19 protein-coding genes and 1 pseudogene are annotated in these 19,633 nt (G+C 70.1%); 15 read left to right on the top strand and 5 right to left on the bottom strand.

Features of this window, described 5'->3' with window-relative positions:
• Window positions 1-201: 201 nt before the first annotated feature.
• Both ACWDLG_RS44485 and ACWDLG_RS44490 read left to right on the top strand, forming a co-directional pair.
• Window positions 202-663, top strand: coding sequence for a GbsR/MarR family transcriptional regulator (locus ACWDLG_RS44485; protein ID WP_449931629.1), 462 nt, complete (start codon window positions 202-204; stop codon window positions 661-663).
• Complete coding sequence (locus ACWDLG_RS44490; RefSeq protein WP_449931631.1) at window positions 656-1,798, top strand: FAD-dependent monooxygenase; 1,143 nt, start codon at window positions 656-658, stop codon at window positions 1,796-1,798. The genes ACWDLG_RS44485 and ACWDLG_RS44490 overlap by 8 nt, the downstream gene beginning before the upstream one ends.
• Before the next feature lie 872 nt (window positions 1,799-2,670).
• Here the strand turns inward: ACWDLG_RS44490 and ACWDLG_RS44495 are convergent.
• A complete protein-coding gene (locus tag ACWDLG_RS44495; RefSeq protein ID WP_449931633.1) occupies window positions 2,671-2,940 on the bottom strand; it encodes a DUF397 domain-containing protein in 270 nt (89 codons plus the stop codon).
• Between the two features lie 466 nt (window positions 2,941-3,406).
• Between ACWDLG_RS44495 and ACWDLG_RS44500 the strand changes: the two genes are divergently transcribed.
• Window positions 3,407-4,726 carry a hypothetical protein gene (locus tag ACWDLG_RS44500; RefSeq protein WP_449931635.1) on the top strand — a complete coding sequence of 440 codons (1,320 nt, stop codon included), beginning with the start codon at window positions 3,407-3,409 and terminating at the stop codon, window positions 4,724-4,726.
• Between the two features lie 122 nt (window positions 4,727-4,848).
• Here ACWDLG_RS44500 and ACWDLG_RS44505 read toward each other — a convergent pair whose 3' ends face one another.
• The 3 genes from ACWDLG_RS44505 to ACWDLG_RS44515 are packed head-to-tail and all read right to left on the bottom strand — an operon-like array spanning window position 4,849 to window position 5,877.
• Complete coding sequence (locus ACWDLG_RS44505) at window positions 4,849-5,124, bottom strand: hypothetical protein (protein WP_449931637.1); 276 nt, start codon at window positions 5,122-5,124, stop codon at window positions 4,849-4,851.
• Window positions 5,125-5,152: 28 nt separating this feature from the next.
• Window positions 5,153-5,572, bottom strand: coding sequence for a hypothetical protein (locus tag ACWDLG_RS44510; protein ID WP_449931639.1), 420 nt, complete (start codon window positions 5,570-5,572; stop codon window positions 5,153-5,155).
• Window positions 5,524-5,877, bottom strand: a complete 354-nt coding sequence (locus ACWDLG_RS44515) for a hypothetical protein (RefSeq protein ID WP_449931665.1) — start codon at window positions 5,875-5,877, stop codon at window positions 5,524-5,526. Before ACWDLG_RS44515 ends, ACWDLG_RS44510 begins: the two co-directional genes overlap by 49 nt.
• On the opposite strand from ACWDLG_RS44515, the gene ACWDLG_RS44520 reads away from it, so the two are divergent.
• A complete protein-coding gene (locus ACWDLG_RS44520; protein ID WP_449931641.1) occupies window positions 5,822-6,694 on the top strand; it encodes an MBL fold metallo-hydrolase in 873 nt (290 codons plus the stop codon). The two genes, ACWDLG_RS44515 and ACWDLG_RS44520, sit on opposite strands and share 56 nt — an antisense overlap.
• An 83-nt stretch (window positions 6,695-6,777) precedes the next feature.
• Here ACWDLG_RS44520 and ACWDLG_RS44525 read toward each other — a convergent pair whose 3' ends face one another.
• Window positions 6,778-9,603, bottom strand: a complete 2,826-nt coding sequence (locus tag ACWDLG_RS44525) for an ATP-binding protein (RefSeq protein WP_449931643.1) — start codon at window positions 9,601-9,603, stop codon at window positions 6,778-6,780.
• Window positions 9,604-9,614: 11 nt separating this feature from the next.
• Between ACWDLG_RS44525 and ACWDLG_RS44530 the strand changes: the two genes are divergently transcribed.
• The 11 genes and pseudogenes from ACWDLG_RS44530 to ACWDLG_RS44580 form a co-directional block, all read left to right on the top strand.
• Window positions 9,615-10,700, top strand: coding sequence for an alkene reductase (locus ACWDLG_RS44530; protein WP_449931645.1), 1,086 nt, complete (start codon window positions 9,615-9,617; stop codon window positions 10,698-10,700).
• Window positions 10,697-11,998: an MFS transporter gene (locus ACWDLG_RS44535; protein WP_449931647.1), complete on the top strand. Its 1,302-nt coding sequence runs from the start codon at window positions 10,697-10,699 to the stop codon at window positions 11,996-11,998. The genes ACWDLG_RS44530 and ACWDLG_RS44535 overlap by 4 nt, the downstream gene beginning before the upstream one ends.
• An 89-nt stretch (window positions 11,999-12,087) precedes the next feature.
• On the top strand, window positions 12,088-13,659 hold the full coding sequence (locus ACWDLG_RS44540) for an MFS transporter (protein ID WP_449931649.1): 1,572 nt from the start codon (window positions 12,088-12,090) through the stop codon (window positions 13,657-13,659).
• A gap of 275 nt (window positions 13,660-13,934) precedes the next feature.
• A complete protein-coding gene (locus ACWDLG_RS44545) occupies window positions 13,935-14,087 on the top strand; it encodes a hypothetical protein (protein ID WP_449931651.1) in 153 nt (50 codons plus the stop codon).
• 499 nt (window positions 14,088-14,586) lie between these two features.
• A pseudogene (locus tag ACWDLG_RS44550) lies at window positions 14,587-15,002 on the top strand (YciI family protein).
• Complete coding sequence (locus ACWDLG_RS44555) at window positions 15,002-16,216, top strand: RNA polymerase sigma factor (RefSeq protein ID WP_449931653.1); 1,215 nt, start codon at window positions 15,002-15,004, stop codon at window positions 16,214-16,216. Before ACWDLG_RS44550 ends, ACWDLG_RS44555 begins: the two are co-directional and overlap by 1 nt.
• Window positions 16,217-16,815: 599 nt before the next feature.
• Window positions 16,816-16,992, top strand: a complete 177-nt coding sequence (locus ACWDLG_RS44560; RefSeq protein WP_449931661.1) for a tyrosine-type recombinase/integrase — start codon at window positions 16,816-16,818, stop codon at window positions 16,990-16,992.
• Complete coding sequence (locus ACWDLG_RS44565; protein ID WP_449931655.1) at window positions 16,989-17,183, top strand: hypothetical protein; 195 nt, start codon at window positions 16,989-16,991, stop codon at window positions 17,181-17,183. The genes ACWDLG_RS44560 and ACWDLG_RS44565 overlap by 4 nt, the downstream gene beginning before the upstream one ends.
• Complete coding sequence (locus ACWDLG_RS44570) at window positions 17,173-18,384, top strand: IS701 family transposase (protein WP_449931663.1); 1,212 nt, start codon at window positions 17,173-17,175, stop codon at window positions 18,382-18,384. The genes ACWDLG_RS44565 and ACWDLG_RS44570 overlap by 11 nt, the downstream gene beginning before the upstream one ends.
• 150 nt (window positions 18,385-18,534) lie before the next feature.
• Entirely contained in the window at window positions 18,535-18,750 is a 216-nt protein-coding gene (locus ACWDLG_RS44575; protein WP_449931657.1) for a helix-turn-helix domain-containing protein, read from the top strand.
• A 382-nt stretch (window positions 18,751-19,132) separates the two neighbouring features.
• Window positions 19,133-19,633: hypothetical protein (locus ACWDLG_RS44580; RefSeq protein ID WP_449931659.1), on the top strand; the 501-nt coding region annotated here is incomplete at its 3' end.

The raw sequence follows: 19,633 nt of genomic DNA on the forward strand, positions 1-19,633 counted from the left end.
CCGCCACGACCCGACGGCACGCAAGCCCTTGGATCCGCACACCTCGCCGTATGTCACGGATCAGGGCGTCATCGCGGTCCCGTTGTTTCCCTTCCGCGCCCTTTCGGGGCAGGAGCTGCACAAGCGGCGGCATACCTTCTTATGCTAGCTTCAACTAGCATAAGACAGCGCAAGCTACTTTTAGCTGGAGGAGATGGGAAAGTGGCAGAGCCAGAGCACGACGAGTTGCGTGCATGGGTGGAGGAGGTGGCCACGTTCTTCGCCGAGCAGTACGGCCACCCACCCATCTCAGGCCGGATCCTGGGATGGCTGATGGTGTGCGATCCAGCCGAGCAGTCGGCCACGCAGATCGCCGAGGCGATCGGGGCCAGCCGCGCGTCCCTGACCACGAACATGAACCTGCTCACCGCCTCCGGCCTGGTACGCCGCCGAGCCGGTCAGGGCGAGCGCACGACGTACTTCCGGATTGACGACGACGCCTGGCCGATGGTGATGAAGCAGCGGATCGCCACGCTGGCCGCCTTCGCTGACGTCGCCCACAAAGGCATGGACATGTTCGAGCCCGGCAGCGCCAGAGCGGCCCGGCTGCGGGCGGCGCACCAGACTTTCGCGTGGCTGGCCACCGCGTTCACATTCGAGAGGAGCGAGGAGCGAGATGCGTAAGGGTTCGGCGGTTGTGGCCGGGGGCGGCATCGGCGGGATCACCGCCGCCATCGCTTTACGACGGGCCGGGTGGGACGTCGTGGTGCTGGAGCGCGCGCCCGAACTGGGCGAGGTCGGCGCCGGGCTGTCCATCGCCCCGAACGCCCTACGCGCGCTCGACTCGCTCGGCATCGGCGCGCTGATCCGGGCCGCGGCCACGCCGTCGCAGGCGGCCTACAACCTGCTCCTGCCCGACGGGGAGTATCTGCGGCGCTTCGATCCCGAGCTCGACACCGCGCTTTCCTGCTTTCACCGCGCCGATCTGCACCGTCTGCTGGTCGAGCAGGTTCCCGCCGAGATCGTCCGCACGGGCGCCACCGTCACCGGGGTGAGCACGGCGGCGACCAGCGCGACCGTCCGCTACCGCACGGAGCAGGGCGAGCAGGAGATCGAAGCCGACCTCGTGGTGGGGGCGGACGGCATCAACAGCACCGTGCGCAAGACACTCTGGCCGGACGCGCCCGCGCCCCGCTTCCAGTACACGGCCTGGCGCGGCGTCACCCGCCCCGGATCAGTGTGGCCGGAGGTCGGGACCTTCACGTTCGGGCGTGGCTCCTACTTCCTGGCCCATCCAGTCGGGAACGAGCGCGTCTACTGGGCGCTCGGCGTACACGCCGGCTCTCCCGGCGTGCGCTACACCGACAACCTGGCCGAGGTACGGCGCCGTGTCCAGGGCTGGCACAAGCAGGTCGGAGAATTGCTCGACGCGACACCTGGCGAGGCCGTGCTGCACAACGACATCAACGATCTCGACCGGCTGTCCACGTACGTGCACGGCCGGGTCGTCCTGCTGGGCGACGCCGCGCATGCTGTCACGCCGGACATGGGCCAGGGGGCGTGCCAGGCGATCGAGGATGCGGCCACGCTCGCAGCCACTACGGACGATCTCGCCGCCTACGACCGGGCCAGGCTCGACCGGACGCACATGATCGCTTCGATGGCCCGGAGGAAGGGCAAGATCGCGGTGTCGCGGTCAAAGCTCATCTACCAGATGCAGGTCATGGGCATGCGCAGGGCGCCCGCGTCGGTCGTACGCAAGGAAACCGGCAAGCTGTGGAACTGGACGCCGCCGGCCCCCGCCGAATCCTCGAACTGAACGAGGAACGCGATGAACGACAAGTGGCGCGGGCGCTGGTGACGGCGCTGAGGGATCAGCGGACTCACCGACCAGCGGGCGTACACCGGCGCCGTTCCGGCGCAACTAAACCAGGCCCCGGCAACAACGGCCCCAGGCCACTACAACGCCAGCCGTTCAGGACGAGACCGAGCTCCGTCACCGGCGATCCGTCCGTCGAAAGCCTGTCGTCGCAAGCGTGATCAGCGAAGACCACCACGCCGCTTCACCGCAGCTCAGGAGACGTAACTCAATATTCGAGCGGTACGGGTCCACCCGGCGTCGCCGTCACAAGGCACCCACTACCAGCGCAGATCCAGTCATGATCTCACAGTGTCACTGGAGTGCTGGCCGAGTGTCAGTCTCAGGGGGAGCCCGCCGACCTCCGCTGAGCCGGCAGCCGCTGATAGGCGAACGCGGCGCGGCCGAACAGCAAGCCTCCGTCACGGGCGCTGGCGCCGATGGCGCCGATCAGCCTGGTCAGACGGCCTGCCAGCTCGATGCCGGGCCCCCAGCGATCGACAGGAGCCTTGACCAGCAGCCTTTACACTGCGTGCTTGCCATGCTCCGCAGGGTGCGCGCATCATGTTGGGATGAGCAAAATGGGATCTTGGTTACAAACGTGGTGGCAAGACGGCGACGGGCCCGATCAGGAGAAAACACCTGGGCCGCTGGAGACGTTCGCGGTGCAGACGCTGTATGACACGTACGGCCGTGAGATCTACGCCCGCGCGGCCGCCGACCCGGCCTTCAGCGCGGCGACCAGTGAGCTGGTGGCATCGATAGCCGTGCCAGAGCCCGCCGGCACTTCCGGTACTGGCAGAAGGTGTTCGCCGCCGAGATGGTCGCCACCGTCAGGACGCATCTGCAGGAGCGGGTCGGGCGGCACTGCGCACGCCCCCGATGAATACTCGCCACTCGCCGGGCGTGAATGCCAGCACTGGCCCGTCCGGGTCGCGGCTGTTGCGCACCAGGATGCGCTCGCCATCGCGGCGAACCTCGACGCATCCGCCGCTTTCGGATGCCGACACCCAGTTCCCGCCAAGCACGTGCGGCAGTATGCCCGCCTCGCTCACACAGCGCGGGCCGTTTCCCGTTTCAGGGTGATCTACGATGGCGCTCATCTCCCGCCACATTTCTGGAGCCGGCATGCCCCACCTGCGTCCCCTGCATTCCGGCGAGCCCCGGCGCGTCGGGCCTCCGCTGGGCCGGTGCAGGCCGGCGCAGATGCCGGACAGGATCTGAAGGTTGACGCCGCGCGGCCCGGGACGGTCGTCGGTCTGGCCACGGGCTTGATCGCCGGTCGTTAGAATCTTGAGGCTCGCGCTGGTTGGTGACGGTTTGCGAGGGTCGGGGCGTCGATCGTTCGGACGGCTCACCCAAGGTTCACGAGAACACGCGGGAGCCTGCCGATGTGTTCACCTCGTCGCATGACGAGTGGAGTGGGCACGCGGTAACACGCGGTTGGCCGCCAGGGCGTAACGCCGGGTGGTTCGAGGGAGCCGTGGCCGAGCAGTTCGGCGACCAGGGCAGGGATTTCCGCTGCGGATGAGTTGGGTGGTGAAAGGTATGGTGCGGAACCCCCCGCCAATGGTGCACGCCGTCGATGAGATCGGAAAAGCGGTGGCAGCCCCGGGTGCGGTCCGCAGGTCTGTCAAGGCTTTGCTGTGTCTGGTCGCCGTAGCGGCGATCGGATGGAGCGGCACGCTGCTGTGGCAGAACTGGCAGGCCCGACAGCAGATCAACGAGTCCTGCGCGGACCTTGTGCCGGCCGGGCTGGTGCTCGCGCTGTCCCCTGCGGGCAGCACCATCTCTCACCGGACGGCCGACGAGGAAACGATCGAGCTCGACGCCGGCCTGCCTGAGCACTGCGCGATCTTCAGCCCCGAGGCGGGTGCGGAAAACCCCGCGTCCACCAGCCATAGGCTCTTCTTCACGGGAGCGGTGGGAGTTCTGCCTTCGAACGGACAGATGTCCCCCGAGGTCCCGGGTGACAACCTCGTCAACCGCTACGTCCCTACCTACCCCGGCGAACCGCTCGGCGGCGGGATGGCGGGCTTGGTCACGGCCTCGAGCATCACCGTCGACCTCCCCTGCCCGCGGGGCACGTCGAACGGGCAGCCGATCACATCGCTGTGGGCGCGGGCCGCGCTGGAAAATCTCGGCCCACCGTTCGCCGACAACGGCCAGCTCACCTCGCGCGACCGCGACACGCTCGCCAAGATCGCCGTGATCACCGCCAACAACCTCGCCGAACGCCTGGGCTGCGCCGAACGCCTGCCCGACCCACCCGAGGACATCCCTGCCCTGACGCAAGGCCCCGTTCCGGTCGCCGGCGCGGACGGCACCTGCGCCTGGTACCGCAAAACCGGCTTCGCGCGCCACAAGCAGCTTCCGGACCAGGTCCTCGAAAGCCGCACGGACGACAAACTGTGGGACGAGCGCTGCGGCCTCGTGCTCAGCAGCACCCGCGCGGACGATCTCTGGCGGGCTGACGCCGCGGATCGCGACGACATCCTGCGCCCCGAAAATCCGGGCATGTGGTGGATCTCCTTTCACACCTACGCCGGCCAGGACGTAGCCAACGTCCGGCTCAAAAGGACTCACTACGACGAGGCTCCGGTCGTCGCGGAACCAGGCAAGGCGGGCCGCAGTGACCAGCCGCTCTGGTGGGCGTCGTCCCGCTGTCACGGCGAACCCCAGATCCACACGATGACCATCGCCTCCGGCTACGACGAACTGGTGACGTCCGCGCTGGAGAAGGTGTTCCGCGCCTACGTCACCCACGTCGTCGCCCGCCGCGGCTGCACGGACACCACGTTCCCCGCCTCCTCGACCTTCCGTCCCGACCACGGCCTGACCCCGCGGGACAGGGGTGCCACCGGAAGTGGCATGGACGGGTCGCGCTGAGCCGCTGACCCGGCCAGGATGGGCTGAACTGACCGAGGCGGCGGTCATCGCGCGCCATCCGACACGACGATCAGCGTCGTCGACGTCGACGGGCGGGTTCCGTTGCGTGAGCTCAGGCGGACCTATCTACTGTCTGGGGTGATCTCGCTTGGCCCGGCGGGCTCGTCGATCTCCCATGGCCGGGGCCACTGGCCGGAGGGCGGCGGCGGACCGGCGATGCCGAGATCGCGGCGCGCGCTGGTGTAGAAGGCGTCGCGGGCGCGGCTCATGGCGCCTACGGCGCTGACCCAACCATCTGGGTCACTGCGCATGCCCTTGGCGTAGAGCTCAACGTTCCAGACCGCTTCGTGCCAGGTGCGGGCTGCGGCCACAATTGCCGCATCGCCTACCAGTAGCACCGACTCCCACTCGGCGGCCCGCTTGGTCTCAGCCTCGTCGAGCTGAGCCAGCCCCTCCTCGATGTCTATCGGGGATGCCGGTGCGGGGTAAGCCCCGGGGCAGCGCCGATGCGCTGACCGGGCGTCGCCCGAGCTTCTCCAACTGCAGGCGGCCGCCGACGAACTGCACCGCGGTGTTGGCGCCCAGCCCGTCCAGAACCCGGGTGTAGGCGCCCTCCAGCGCGCCGGCGAGCTCGGCCAGATGCCCTGCCGGTTCGGCCTCCAGCTCTAGCGAGGTGAGGATCTGCGGCATCGCCGCCTGCCACGCCTCGCCGTCCAGCAGCCGGGCCCGCGGATCGCTCCACCGCTCGGAGCCTTCAGCGAACGCATCGCGCCGACGCAGTGCCTGGTGCAGGTGCATCAACGCGCACAAGGTGAACGCCGCCTTGTCGATCTGCTCTTCGGGCAAGTCTGGGTTGCGGTAGACCAGCGGCCGCCACGACCCAGTGACAGGGCCTCGTGGGCGGCGATGTCGGTGGGACCGTAGCGGCGTCGGCCTTTGGCCATCACCGCGGCGGTGCGCACCATCGCCAGTACTGGACTGCCGGCCTCGACCATCCGGAACCGGATCGTGGTCAGCAGCGGCTCGATGAACCCCTGCACGGTGCGGTAGCGATTGACCAGCTCGGATCGCCACTCTGCCGCCGCGTCGTCGTCGGTGACCGTCACGAACGCCGCGACTTTCTCCACTGCGGCCGCCAATTTCCCTTCCATACCTCCACCAGCGGCACCAGGCGATCGGTGGTGGCCTCCGGCGCGTCCATCAGCACCTCCATCGCCGAGGCCATCGTGCGCGCCGCCGAAGGCAGCTTCGGGAAGGTGCGCAGCTGCTCGCTCTTGCCCGCCCGCTCGGCCCGCGCCAGCAGATTCGCCGAAACGCACCCAGGGGGGCGTGATCGCCGGGCTGTGCACGCACCTGCACCGGGATCACACCGATGCCGCGGCGCTGGCCCAGGCGCTGCGGCCCGACGGCAAGGTCCTGCACCCGGTGTCCTTCTGCGGAGACGACCACGAGAACCTGTGGACGCTCAAGGCCGACCGCGAGCTCGACCAGCAGAATCTGGCCCGGCGACCGATGGGCCTATGGGAGACCACGACGATCGGTCCCTTCACGATCGCGGCGGTACCGGCCGTCGATACCCTCGGCGATCCGCAGGTGTCCTGGGCCGTCGAGGCGGGCGGCAAGCGCGTCCTGCACCTGGGCGACAGCATGTTCCACGGCTATTGGTGGCGCGCCGCCCGTCGCTTCGGGCCGTTCGACGCGGTGCTCACCCCCATCAACGGACCCACCGTGTGCTTTCCGCACTGCCAGCCCCCGAGCCCGTATCCGGCCTCGCTCGACACCGACCAGGCGGCCGTGGCGGCGCGCCTGCTGGGAGCCAAGGTCGTGGTGCCGATCCACTACGACGGATTCCACATCGACGGCTTCTACCAGACCCGGCCCGACGAACTCAGCCGGTTCCTGGACGCCACCTCGGAGGAGACCTACGAGGTCGCCGCCCTCAAACAGGGCGAGGACCTGTCCATCTGAAGCAACAACACCAGCAAAGATCGCTTCATACACCACGTCCGTGGACGTGACCGCGGCTGCGGCTCCATGCGCGAACGCCGAAGTCAGCTGATGTCGAGGCGGGCCAGCTCGCGGCGTGAGCGAATGCCAAGCTTGCGGAAGGCCCGGTAGAGGTGGTGCTCGATCGTCCGAGGGCTGAGAAAGAGCTGCGCGGCGATGTCCCGGCTGGAAGCCCCTTCCATCGCCAACCGCACCACCTGCAGTTCTTGTGAGGTGAGCCGATCCAGCAGGTTCGCGGCGGCGGGCTCGGCCGGGGCCAGAGTTTCGCCTGTGGCGTGCAGTTCAGCTCGCGCCCGTTCCAGCCAGGGCACCGCGTTCAGCCGCTCGAAGACGGCCAGCGCGGAGCGTAGCCGTGCCCGCGCGTCGCTGCGCCGCTTCGCCCGCCGGAGCCACTCCCCGTACAGCAACTCGGTACGCGCCTGCTCGAACGGCCGGTCCGCACGCTTGTGCGCCTCGAGCGCGTGCACGAAATCCGCCTCGCCGCCGCCTACCAGGGCACGGCAGCGGCTGGTCACGGCCTCCGCCCACGGCTGCCCTGCGGCCCGCGCCCACGCTTCCAGCCGGCGCAGTGGCTCCGCGGCCCGCGCCGGCTCGCCCAGCCGAACGGCCGCCTCCACCTGATCGGCGGCCGCGGCGAGCAGTCCCGCCGCGTGCCTCAGCGGCCCGCGCGAGGCGGCCTCCAGCCGGTCCAGCGCGGCGGCGTAGCGGCCCAGTCCCAGATCCAGCAGGCTCAGCGCGGCGGTGCCTGCCATGCCGCCGGTGTCGGGCGCGCTGCTCGCCAGCCGTACGCAGCGAGTCTCGTCGCCCTCGATGGCAGGGATCTTTGCCAGCACCGAGTAGAGCTGCGGAACCCGCTGCCCGAGCCCGGTGTCGTGGGCCAGCCGTGCGGCCTCTTCGATGGACGCCTCGGCATCGCGATGCCGTCCGGCCGCCACCTGGACGCCGGCCAGGTCCTGGAGCACTTGGGGCAGCGCACCGACCAGGCCGTGACGACGGCAGTGCGCCACATCCGCCTCGGCCAGCTCGGCGGCGGCCTCGTCAGCGCCGAGGATCATCGCGCAGAGCGTGGCCCACGAGTTCGTCAGACCTCCGGCCAGACGGATCGTTCCCTCCTGAAACGTCTCCGGCCTTGCCGTCCCGGCCGGAAGGCCCACGCCGGGCCGGGCGGCACGGGCGACGAAGTCCGTCAGCAACGGCAGGCCACGCGTGTAGTCCTCCTGCACCAGAGCCGCCATCCCGAGCACCATGGGGTCGGGCCGCCCGATCTCCCGCAACCGCTGGGCGGCGCCCAGGATCGCCTCGCGGTCACCGTGGAACCAGCCGTAGCCGGCGCTGGCGCGCAGCATCGCCGCGGCCGGCTCCGGCGCCGCGTACGCCGACCGCTCGACCAGCTCACGTGCGGCCAGTCGCCGCTCGCCCACCTCGAACTCCACCGCCGCACGCACCGGCGCCAACCCGGCCAGCGACTCGGGGTCATACACCAGCCGCTCGGCCTCCTCGACGAGGTTCACGGCCCGGATCGCGTGGCCGACGGACAGCGCCAGCCACGCTGCCTCCCCGAGCCGTGCCGCCTGCATCCGCGGCTCGGGGCTGAGCCGCGCGGCCTGCTCGTACAGCCCTGATGCGGCGGCGTACGCGGTGCGACCGCGGGCGCGCTCGGCCGCGCGGGCGATCTCGTCGGAAACCTGCTCGTCCACCGACGTCGTCGCCGCGGCGAGATGCCGGGCCCGGCAGTCCTCGTCGCTCGCCACCGCCGCCAGCGCCCGGTGCACAGCGATACGGCGCGCCAGCGGAGCGCCCTGGTAGGTAGCGGTACCGATCAAGGGATGACGAAAAGTCACAACGTTCCCGGTGACGTCGACTAGCCCGGCCTTCTCCGCCTCCTCCAGATCCTCCACCCCGACCCCCAGCGCGACGGCCGCGCCCAGCAGCGTCGGCAGATGCCCACGTCCCTCGGCGGCGACCGTGAGCATCATCAGGCGCGTCTCCTCCGGCAGCATGCCGATCCGTGACCGGAAGGAGGCGAGCACCCGGTCGGGGACCGGCATCGGCCCCGCCACGGAATGGTAGGGACGCTGCGAGGCGGCGAACTCGATGAGCGCCAGCGGGTTACCCGCCGCCTCGGCGACCACCTGCTCGCGCGAGGCAGGCGCGAGCCCGCGGTCCGCCAGCAGTAAGGACGCGTCCTCGGTGGACAGGCGCGACGGCCGCAGCTCCGGAAGGCCGGCCGCGACGAAGCCCTCCTCCCGCGCGGCGAACAGCAGCGCGACCCCTTCGGCGGACAGCCTGCGAGCGGCGAAGAGCAACGCGTCGGCGGTCGCCTGGTCCAGCCAGTGCGCGTCGTCCACCAGTAACAGCAGCGGCCCTTCGTCGGCGACGTCGGCCAGGAGGGTCAGTACGGCCAGCCCCGACAGGAACCTGTCCTGCGCACCCGGCCCTCGCGCCTGCCCAGGCGCGAGCACGGCCCGCAACATGTCGGCCTGCGGCCCGGGCAGAGCGCCGAGCCTGTCCTGCACCGGCCAGAGAAGCTGCACGAGTCCGGCGAAGGCGAGGTCGGCCTCGGCCTCGATGCCGGTCACCGACAGCGTGCGCAGCCCCAACCCTGTCGCGTACTCGGCAGCCCAGGCAAGCAGCGCCGACTTGCCGATCCCGGGCTCCCCCCGGACGACCAGGCCGCCGCTCCGGCCGTCTCGCGCCGCATCGACGAGGGCCCGAATCTCGGCTCGTTCACCTTCCCTGCCGTACAGCAACCAAGCTCCCCGCCCCGTCGATACGCATACCGGACACCGTACGTAATACCGAAACATTACCGATTCGGCCCGTATTCGCCGCTTCCTAGCCTCGGACCAGCGGAAATGACCACACGACATGCGAGGAAGCCTTGAGCGAACTCCTGAAGCCGGTGACCGTGGGCCACCTGGATCTGCCCAACCGCCTCATCATGGCTCCGATGACCCGAAGCCGTGCTCGCGGCGGTCTGGTGGACAAGCTGACGGCGGAGTATTACGGCCAGCGTGCCGGCGCGGGACTGATCATCACAGAGGGCACCCACCCCTGCGTGCTGGGGCAGGGCTACATCGACGCCCCCGGGCTCCACTCGCCGGAGCAGACGGCGGCCTGGCGAACGGTCACCGACGAAGTACACCGTCGCGGTGGCCGTATCTTCGTCCAGCTCATGCACGCGGGCCGGATCGGCCACCCCTGCCTCTACCCCCACGGCGAGCTGCCGCTGGCGCCGTCACCCATCCCCTCCGGGGAATGCCTCTACACGCCGCAGGGTTTGCTGGAGCATCCCACTCCGCGCCACATGACCATGGACGACATCGCCTGCGCCATCGAGGAATTCGTGACCGCGGCCCGATACGCGATGGACGCGGGGTTCGACGGGGTGGAGCTGCACGGCGCCAGCGGCCATCTCATTCACCAGTTCCTGTCGGACAACACCAACCGGCGCGCCGACGCATACGGCGGGTCGGTGCAGCGACGCATCCGGTTCGCCGTGGAGGTGGTGCAGGCGGTCAGCGACGCCATCGGCCCGGCTCGCACCGGGATCCGTGTCTCACCGGGGATCACGTACAACGGCATGAAGGAGAGCGACTCCGAGATCCTCTACCGCGAGCTGGCGCGGGCGCTGGCGCCGTACGGCCTGGCGTACCTGCACGTCTCGGAGAACGACACGCGCGGCATCACCCAGCTGCTGCGCGCCGAATGGCCTGGCAGCCTCGTGCTCAACCCGCACCCGAGGAGCGGAGCGGAGCCCGCGACCGTGCAGGAGGGGGTGGAGGCGCTACGTGCGGGGCTCGCCGACGCGATCTCGTTCGGGCAACTCTGGCTGGCCAATCCCGATCTGGCCGCCCGCGTCGAGGCAGGTGGACCGTACGGCACAGCGGACCCCGCCACCTTCTACGGCGGCGACCACCGCGGCTACACCGACTACCCGACGCTGGCAAGGGCGGACGCCCGATGAGCGGCGACTCCCTCACCGCCGATCACCGCACCGGCCGTCCGGGCGCGCCGAACGGCGGACCGCCTGCCGTACCGGCCGACCGATCCCGCGACCTGCCGGTGAGCGCGGCCACGCACGATGGGCGCGCCACCACGGGCGGCGGCGTCCCGGCAGTATTGCTGGCGCTGATCGCAGGCCCGATGTCATTCGGCATCGCCGGGCCGACACTGGTCCTGCCCCACGCCGCTCGCGGGCTCGCCCTCACCATCGGGGCGGTGACCTGGACGGTCACCGCGTTCGGGTGGGCCATCGCGGTCGGCACCCCGCTGCTGGCAGGCCTGCAGAACCGTCGCGGTGCACGCGTGGCGCTGCTGACCGCCGCGGCGCTGGTGCTCCTGGGCGCGGTCATGGTGATGACCACCTCTGCCCTGCCGTTCCTCGTGGCCGGCAGCGCGCTCCAGGGACTCGGCACCGCAGGGCTCACCACGATCGCGATGAGCCTCACCGGCTCGCCCCGCGCGATGGGGCTGGTCACGGCCTCGCTGGCGACGATCGGCGCCGCCGCCCCGCTGATCGGTGACGTCGTGTCCGATCATCTGGGCTGGCGGGCCGCGCTGGCCCTGCCCGTGCTCAGCGTGGCCGGGGTGCCCTTCGTGCTGCGCAGCCGACCGGTCACGCCGGTGTCCGGCAAGCGTCTCGATCCGACCGGCATGATGCTGCTGACGGCTCTGGTCACGGCGCTGGTGTTCATCCCGCACTCCTGGCAGGCGGGCGTGGGCGCGGCGGTGATCGCCGGGACGCTGCTGGCACTGCGCCTGCGCGCCAGACCCGACGGTTTCGTCCCCTTGGGTGTCGTCCGAGCTCCGGCCTTCCTGATCGCGGCGGGATCGGCGTTCGTGCTGGCGGTGGTCAACTTCGGGTTGATATACGCGCTGCCGCCGTTGCTGACAGGGAACGCCGGCTGGAGCAGCGGGCAGGTCGGGCTGGCCATCACCTGGCCGCTGCTGTTCGGCGGGCTCGCCTCGTACCTGGTGATCGCGATGATCGAGCGCAGGCCCCTCCTCTTCCCGGTCGTGCTCTTCCTGGTGCTGGCGGGAACCGCGGCAGTGACGGCCGCCCTGAGCGTCACCCCGATGGCGCTGCTGTCCGCCCAGGCGCTCGCCTCGCTGGCCGCCGCCTCAGGTCAGGGAGTGTTCGCGAACCGCGCTCGCGCGGCCGTTCCCGAAGCGCAGCAGCCGGCGGCCATCGGCCTGTTCAACCTCGCCTACCTGCTCGGCGCCGCCTTCGGGCCGGCCATCACCACCCTGATGGTGGGCTGAGCCCACGGCCACCCCCACCCGCACCCCGGCTCCGGCCGCGGTCGCCGCGTACGTCCAAGACCCATCCCACCGATCCACGAAGGAAACCCATGTCTGCCAACGCCGCGAAGGCCGGGGCCAGGGAGTGGGCGGGGCTCGCCGTGCTGGCCCTGCCCACCCTGCTGATCTCTCTCGACCAGAGCGTTCTGTTCCTCGCCCTGCCGCACCTCGTGGAGGCGCTGAGCCCCACCGGAACCCAGACGTTGTGGATCATGGACATCTACGGCTTCCTGATCGCCGGCTTCCTGGTCACCATGGGCACGCTGGGCGACCGGATCGGCCGCCGCAAGCTGTTGATGATCGGCGCCGTCGCCGTCGGCCTCACCTCGCTGCTGGCCGCCTACTCGTCCAGCGCGGAGATGCTCATCGCCACCCGTGCCATGCTCGGGATCGCGGCCGCCACGCTGATGCCGTCCACCCTCGCCCTGATCGGCAACATGTTCCACCACCCGCACCAGCGCGGCCGTGCCATCGCCGTGTGGGCCAGCTGCTTCATGGCGGGCACCGCGCTCGGCCCGGTGATCGGCGGCACCCTGCTCGAGTTCTTCTGGTGGGGCTCGGTGTTCCTGCTGGGCGTGCCCGTCATGCTGATGCTGCTGGTCGCCGCGCCGATCCTGCTGCCCGAGTACAAGGACCCCGACGGCGGCAAGCTCGACCTGTTCAGCGTCGTCCTGTCGCTGGCGGCCATCCTGCCGATCGTCTACGGGCTCAAGGAGCTCGCCCGCCATGGCTGGGAACCGTTGCCCCTCGCCGCCGTCGTCGTGGGCACGGCCGTCGGCGCGCTGTTCGTCTCGCGGCAGCGCAAACTCACCCACCCGCTGCTCGACCTCGGGCTCTTTCGCACCGGCGCCTTCACCGCGGCATTGGTGATCCTGCTGGTCTCCATGATCGCCACCGGCGGCAGCTACCTCTTCATCACCGGGTTCTTCCAGATGGTGGAGGGACTGTCGCCGATGGCGGCGGGGCTGTGGATGGTGCCGTCCGCGGTCGCCTCGATCGTCGCCGCGCAGCTCGCCCCAGCCCTGGCCAAGCGCTTCCCGCTCTCCGCTGTCATCGGGCTGGGCCTGCTCGTCAGCATGGCCGGCTATCTGCTGATCGTCTTCGTCGACCCGGTGGGCGGCATGCCGCTGCTCGTCACCGGTTTCGTGGCCGCCTTCCTCGGGGGCGGCCCCATCGGCGCGCTGGGCACCAACCTGGTCGTCGGCTCCGCCCCGCCGCAGAAGGCCGGCTCCGCGGCCGCGCTCTCCTCCATCAGCGGTGACCTCGGCGCCTCGCTCGGCATCGCCGTCCTCGGCAGCCTGGGCACCGCCGTCTACCGCGGCGTGGTCACCGTCCCGGATGGCCTGCCCGCCGACGTTTCGCAGGCTGTCGGCGGCGGTCTCGAGAACGCGATCGTGGCGGCTCAGCACCTGCCCGTCGAGGCCGCCGCCAAGGTGCTGGCCGCGGCGCGGGACGCCTACACCAGTGGACTGAACGCCATCGGTGTGGTCTGCGCCGTGATCGCCGCCGTCACCGCGGCCATCGCGCTTGCCGCACTCCGCAGGCCCGGCGGGAGTGAGCCAGCCGGACCCTCCGGGCGGGAGCGGACGGCGGAGATCGAGGAAGGCCTCTCCTCGGCCTGACGAACTCTTCCCCACCGGATCCCTCACCGTGGCCCGATGATGTCTTCGCGCGACAGCTCCGACAGCATCCGCACGACGCGCAGGAAGGCGTCACGATCCGCATTCCTGGGATATGGCCAAGACCCTGGGCGGCGGCCAGGGGGCGACCGCCTTACGGCCAGCCTTCAACAGCGCCTGCCGGAGCGCCTGCTCGTCGGCGCGGCACCCGGATCCCGCACTCCAGCGCTCTCCAGGCGCAGCTGGAGCTTCCCCTTGGCGCCCAAGGGGCTGTCCCCGTGCCCGCCGGCGAGCTTTACACCGGCTCCTACCACCGCGCGGCCCGCCGCGCCGCCGACGCACTCACCCACGACGGCGGCCGCGTGCTGAACCTCTCCGCCCTGCACGGCCTGGTCGAGCTCGACCAGATGCTCGCCTGGTTTTGTTCGTGAGTTCCGGCGCCAGATGTCGCTGAGTTCGGGCGCCAGCGAGATCTCGCCGCTCTCGATGTTCGTGAGTTTCGGCGCCACGCCGGTTGCGACGGCCGCGTCCGGCGTCGAACGGATCTCCGCTCACGCATAGTGACGAACCGTGGGAGGCCGGCCGCTCGTTGTCTGCGGCATGAGAGTGCGCCGCAGGCGGAACGCCGCTAAAGATTCCCGTCGCCCTCTCTTCAGCCCGGTAGCGGAAAGAAGTCACTGAGCGCGTCCCGAATGCTTTCCCCAGATCTGTGTGAGCGTCGCCGCCTTCCAAAGATGCGACGATAAGCTTGCTGATCAGCAGGGCGTCCGCGTCAGCCATCGCTCATGGGCCGCGCTGACAGGCGAAACGCGGAAGGATCGGCTGCGTCGCGGCGAGAGATTTCTCCGGGGCCGTGTCGATCCGCGGGCCGCTCGTTCGACGTGTGGGTGCGAGGGCCGAGAGGCGGCCCCGCCGGACGAGGAGAACGCGATGCCGAAGTACCTGCTGATCATGCGGGGCACCGACGAGTCGAACGCGGCCATGATGGCCAACATCGACGAGATGATGGCCACGACCCGCCAGTTCATCGAGGAGATGGTCAAGGCCGGCGTTCTCCTCGCGGCGGAAGGGCTGGACGATCCGGGTCAGGGCGTCGTGGTCGACTTCAGCGGCGAGGCCCCGGTGGTCACGGACGGGCCGTACGGCGAGACCAAGGAACTGTTCGGGGGCTTCTTCCTGCTCGACGTCGCCTCGAAACAGGAGGCGGTCGAGTGGGCCAAGCGGGTCCCGGCGGCCCCCGGGTCCAAGATCGAGGTCCGGCGGGTGCCTGGGAGCGACGAGGTCCCGCAGGTCGACGAGTGATCATCAAGGACTGGGCCGGGCGCGAGAGCAACGGCCAGATCTGATGGGTACGGCCGATGTCGAGGCCGTCTGGCGGATCGAGTCGGCGCGGATCGTCGCCGCACTGACCCGGTTCACCGGCGATTTCGGGCTGGCCGAGGACGCGGCCCAGGAGGCGGTGGCCGAGGCGCTGGTGTCGTGGCCGCTCGCCTCTCCGGCGAATCCGGCCGGCTGGCTGATGGCCACGGCCCGGCGGCGGGCGATCGACGCGATCCGCCGCCGGACCGCCCTCCAGGACCGATACGCCCTGCTGGCGGCCGACTTGGCAGTTGACGAAGAAATCGATCCCGACAGGATCGATGACGACGTGCTGGCGCTGATGTTCGTCAGCTGCCACCCGGTGCTCTCCCCCGAGGCCCGGGTGGCGCTGACCCTGCGCGTGGTCGGCGGCCTGTCCAGCGAGGAGATCGCCCGCGCGTTCCTCGTACCCGTGCCGACCGTGCAGGCCCGCATCACCCGGGGCAAGAAGACGATCGCAGCGGCCGGGGTGCCGTTCGAGCTGCCGCCGGCCGCCGAGCGCCGGGAGCGGCTGGGCGGCGTGCTCAGCGTCCTCTACGTGATCTTCACCGAGGGGTCGACGGCCACGTCGGGCGACCGGCTGCTGCGCCCCGACGTCGCGTACGAGGCGATCCGGCTGGCCCGCACGCTGGCCGCGCTGCAGCCGGACGAGCCGGAGGTGCACGGCCTGCTGGCGTTGTGCGAGCTGACGGCCGCGCGTTTCCCGGCCCGGACCGGCCCGGACGGTTCGCCGGTCCTGCTCGACGAGCAGGACCGGCGGCGGTGGGACTTCTCGGCGATCCGCCGTGGGCTGGCCGCGCTGGCCAAGGCATCGACTCGCGGCCTCGGCCCCTACGGCCTGCAGGCCGCGATCGCCGCCACCCACGCGTCGGCGCCCTCGGTCGAGGCGACCGACTGGGACCGGATCGTGGTGCTCTACGAGGCACTCGGCAGGGTCGCACCCTCGCCCGTGGTCGAGCTCAACCGGGCCGTCGCCGTCGCCATGGCCTCGGGCCCGGCGCAAGCCCTGGCCATCGTGGACGAGCTGATCGCCTCGGACCGGCTCCCCGGTTCACATCTGATCCCGACCGTACGCGGTGAGCTGCTGGCCCGACTCGGACGGCGACCAGAAGCGCGCGCCGAGCTGGAGCTGGCGGCCCGGCTGTGCGCCAACCAGCGCGAACGCTCAGTGCTGCTGCGCAAGGCGGCCACGCTGAGCTGACTTCTCCAGCTCGGCCAGCCGGGACTCAGGCGCGGCCCAGATACCGTCGATCGCATCGGCCCCGACGGCCGAATCCCCGAATGCGGACGGCGGGAGCGCGGCGAACCCGGGGAGAAACTCGCCCACGGTCGGCGCGTAGACCTCGTCCGGGACCGGCCGTGGCCCAGGTGCTTTGTCAGGCCAGGATGGCAGCAACGTAAACGCGCCGCGCGGAGAAGGCCGAACGCGAAGCCCGCCGCCGCGCCACGTACGTCACCGCCGACACCATCCGCGTCGACCAGCTCGGCCGCGCCTCGGCGCGCTTCACCTTCCCCCGCGCCACGGGCAAGGCCGAGGCCCGCGCCGCCGCCACCCGCCGGTTCGCTGCCGCCTACGACGTGCAGACCGTCCAGCTCGACGCGTTCACCCTCCAGGCGCACGGCACCCCCGAGCAGGTGGCCCGCTTCGTCTCCGCGCTGCCCGGCTGGTCGAGCTAACCGAAGGATTCACTTCGATCGTGGTCCGCCACTACGGCCGCTGGGAGCGCCACTCCTCTTCCCAGCGGCACCTGGACGGCGTGGACGCGACCGGGCGCCGCGCCCTGGCCCGCCAGTACCCACCTGATCGAGGACGGCTGGGATCCGCGCTTCGTCCAAGAGCAGGTCGGACACGAGCATGCAAGCACGACCTCGATCTACACCTGCGTCAGCTCCGACTTCCGCACCCGCACCTTGCGTCGGCACCTGGACGCCACCATCGCGGCCGCGCTCAAGACTCAGCCGGGGAGAGAATCATGAAACGCAAAGTCGGCTACACCTGGAGGCTGCGCGAGATCATGGCCGATCAGCGCATCTACACGGCCACCGAGCTCGTGCCGCTGCTGCGCGAGCGCGGCATCGACCTGTCGGCATCCCAAATACACCGCCTAGTACTACAGTCATGTTTTGTGATCTATAGTCGCGTTCGTGTCGGATGTGGTGACGTCTGAGGATCTCCAGTCGTGGGCGGCCGGGCTGGATGAACTGTTCGCGCGGGTCGCCAGCCGCTTCGGCCGGGTAGAGCCGCGTCGTCAGGCGCGGGCGTATCTGGTCGGGCTGCTGGCGCCGGTAGAGCGTAAGAACGGCTGGCAACTGGCCGAGGCCGCAGGCGATGCCCAGCCTCATCGGATGCAGCGACTGCTGAACAATGTGCGGTGGGATCCCCGGGATGTCCGTGTTGACCTGCGTGGTTACGTGGTCGAGCAGCTTGGGGATCCGGCCGGGGTGCTGATCGTGGACGAGACCGGGTTCGTCAAGAAGGGCACCCGGTCGGCCGGGGTGCAGCGGCAGTATTCAGGGACGGCCGGCCGGGTGGAGAACTGCCAGCTCGGGGTGTTTCTCGCGTACGCGACACCGCGTGGGCGGGCGTTGCTGGATGCCGAGTTGTACCTGCCGAAGTCCTGGACCGGGGATCGGGAGCGATGCGCTCAGGCCAGTATCCCTGACAGCGTGCCGTTCGCCACCAAGCCGGCGCTGGCCACAGCCATGCTGGGCCGGGCGCTGGAAGGTGGGGTGCCCGCCTCGTGGGTGACTGCGGACGAGGCCTACGGCCAGGATCACAAGTTCCGTCTTTACCTGGAGAAACGCAAGGTCGGGTATGTGGTCGCCGTACCCAAGAACCAGTCGGTCGGCACCGGCATCGGCTACGGCAACACCGGCTCACGAGCTGACGCGGTGACCGCGGATGCGCCTGAGCAGGCGTGGAAACGTCTGTCGGCGGGTGATGGGGCCAAGGGGCCAAGGTTGTACGACTGGGCGATGGCGACCCTGCCGCCCCACGCCGACGATCACCTTGGCGGGTCCGGCGGCTTCCAGCGGTGGCTGCTGGTTCGCCGCAGCCTCACTCCCAACGACCACGGCGAGCTGGAACTGGCCTTCTACCTGTGCTTCGGACCCGCGGGCACCGCGCTGGACCAACTCGTTCGCGTCGCCGGCACCCGCTGGGCCATCGAGGAGTGCTTCCAGAGCGCCAAGAACGAAGTCGGCCTGGACCAGTACCAGGTCCGCCGCTACGACGGCTGGCACCGCCACATCACCTTGGCCATGCTCGCCCACGCCTACCTCGCTGTCACCGCCGCCAACGCCCCAAAAGCCCGAGCGGCCTGGTCCCCCTCAGCCCAGCCGAGATCCGCCGTCTCCTGGCACATCTGACCAGCGCCGTCACCGATCCAATCAGCCAGATTCTTCAACGCGCCCTGGCGTGGTCACACCACCGCCGCGCCCACCAAGCCGGCGCTCGCAGCAGCCACTACTGGAAACGCTGGCTCCGGCACAACAAGATCCAGCTATAGATCACAAAACATGACTGTAGTACTAGTCTCCGGCGCTCCCGAGCGGCTATCGCTGCAGGTGATGTCCGCGCTCTGCGACATCCTCTCCTGCACCCCGGCCGACCTGGTCGCCACCACCGCCGAGAACGCCGGCGTCCGCAAGACCGCCACCAGCGACCTGCCCACCCCGCCCGCCGGAGTCGAGAAGCTCCGGCCACGGCGGGCGCGCATCCTCCCCGACGCATGACCCGCACCTACGCAAGCGAGAAGCAGCACGAGCGGTGGCACGCCGAGTGCTGCCGCTGCGGTCGCTGCGGACCCAAATCCGGACGTTGGCCGGACGGCTACATCTGCCGGACCTGCGCCGATCGCGCGCTCCGAACCCGGGGCACCTGTCTCGAATGCGGCCAGGCCCGCGCGCCTGGACGTCGAAGCTGCGACGGCGCCGCAATCTGCACCACCTGCGCGGGCTTCTCCCAGACATTCAACTGCTCCCGCTGCGGCTGCGAAGGCAAGCTCCTGGGTGGGCGGCTCTGCGAACGCTGCACCCTCAGCGACCGGCTCACCGCCGTCCTGGACGATGCACCGGCCGCATCCGCCCGGAGCTTACGCCGCTGTTCGACCTGCTCGTGGCGATGGAACGGCCCGGCAGCGGGCTGGCCTGGCTGGCGATGCGCCGCAACCATCCGGGAAACGCGTCGGCTCTTGTGAACCAGCTCGCTCGCGGTCAGATCCCGCTCACCCACGACGCCTTCCACGAACTCCAGCCCTGGCGGACCATCGCTCACCTGGAAGAACTCCTGATGGCCAGCGGTGTCCTACCCGCCGTCGACAAATACATCTGCTCCTTCCAACGCCGGCTCCCCGGCCACCTGGCCAGCGTCACCAACCCCTTGCACATCAAGACGATCCAACTGTTCGCAACCTGGCGCGTCCTTCCCGCTCTTCGAGACCGCGCCGAGCGGAGCAACATCACGCCGAGTGTCCGCCGCGACGCTGCCGATCAGATCGAATACGCGACATCGTTCCTCACCTGGCTCGACAAGCGCGACCGCACGCTCGCCTCTTGCCGCCAGAGCGACATTGACGCCTGGTATGCCCAGAACACCGAACATGCCCGCAAACGGCTA

The sequence above is a fragment of the Nonomuraea sp. NPDC003727 genome, from assembly GCF_053586935.1.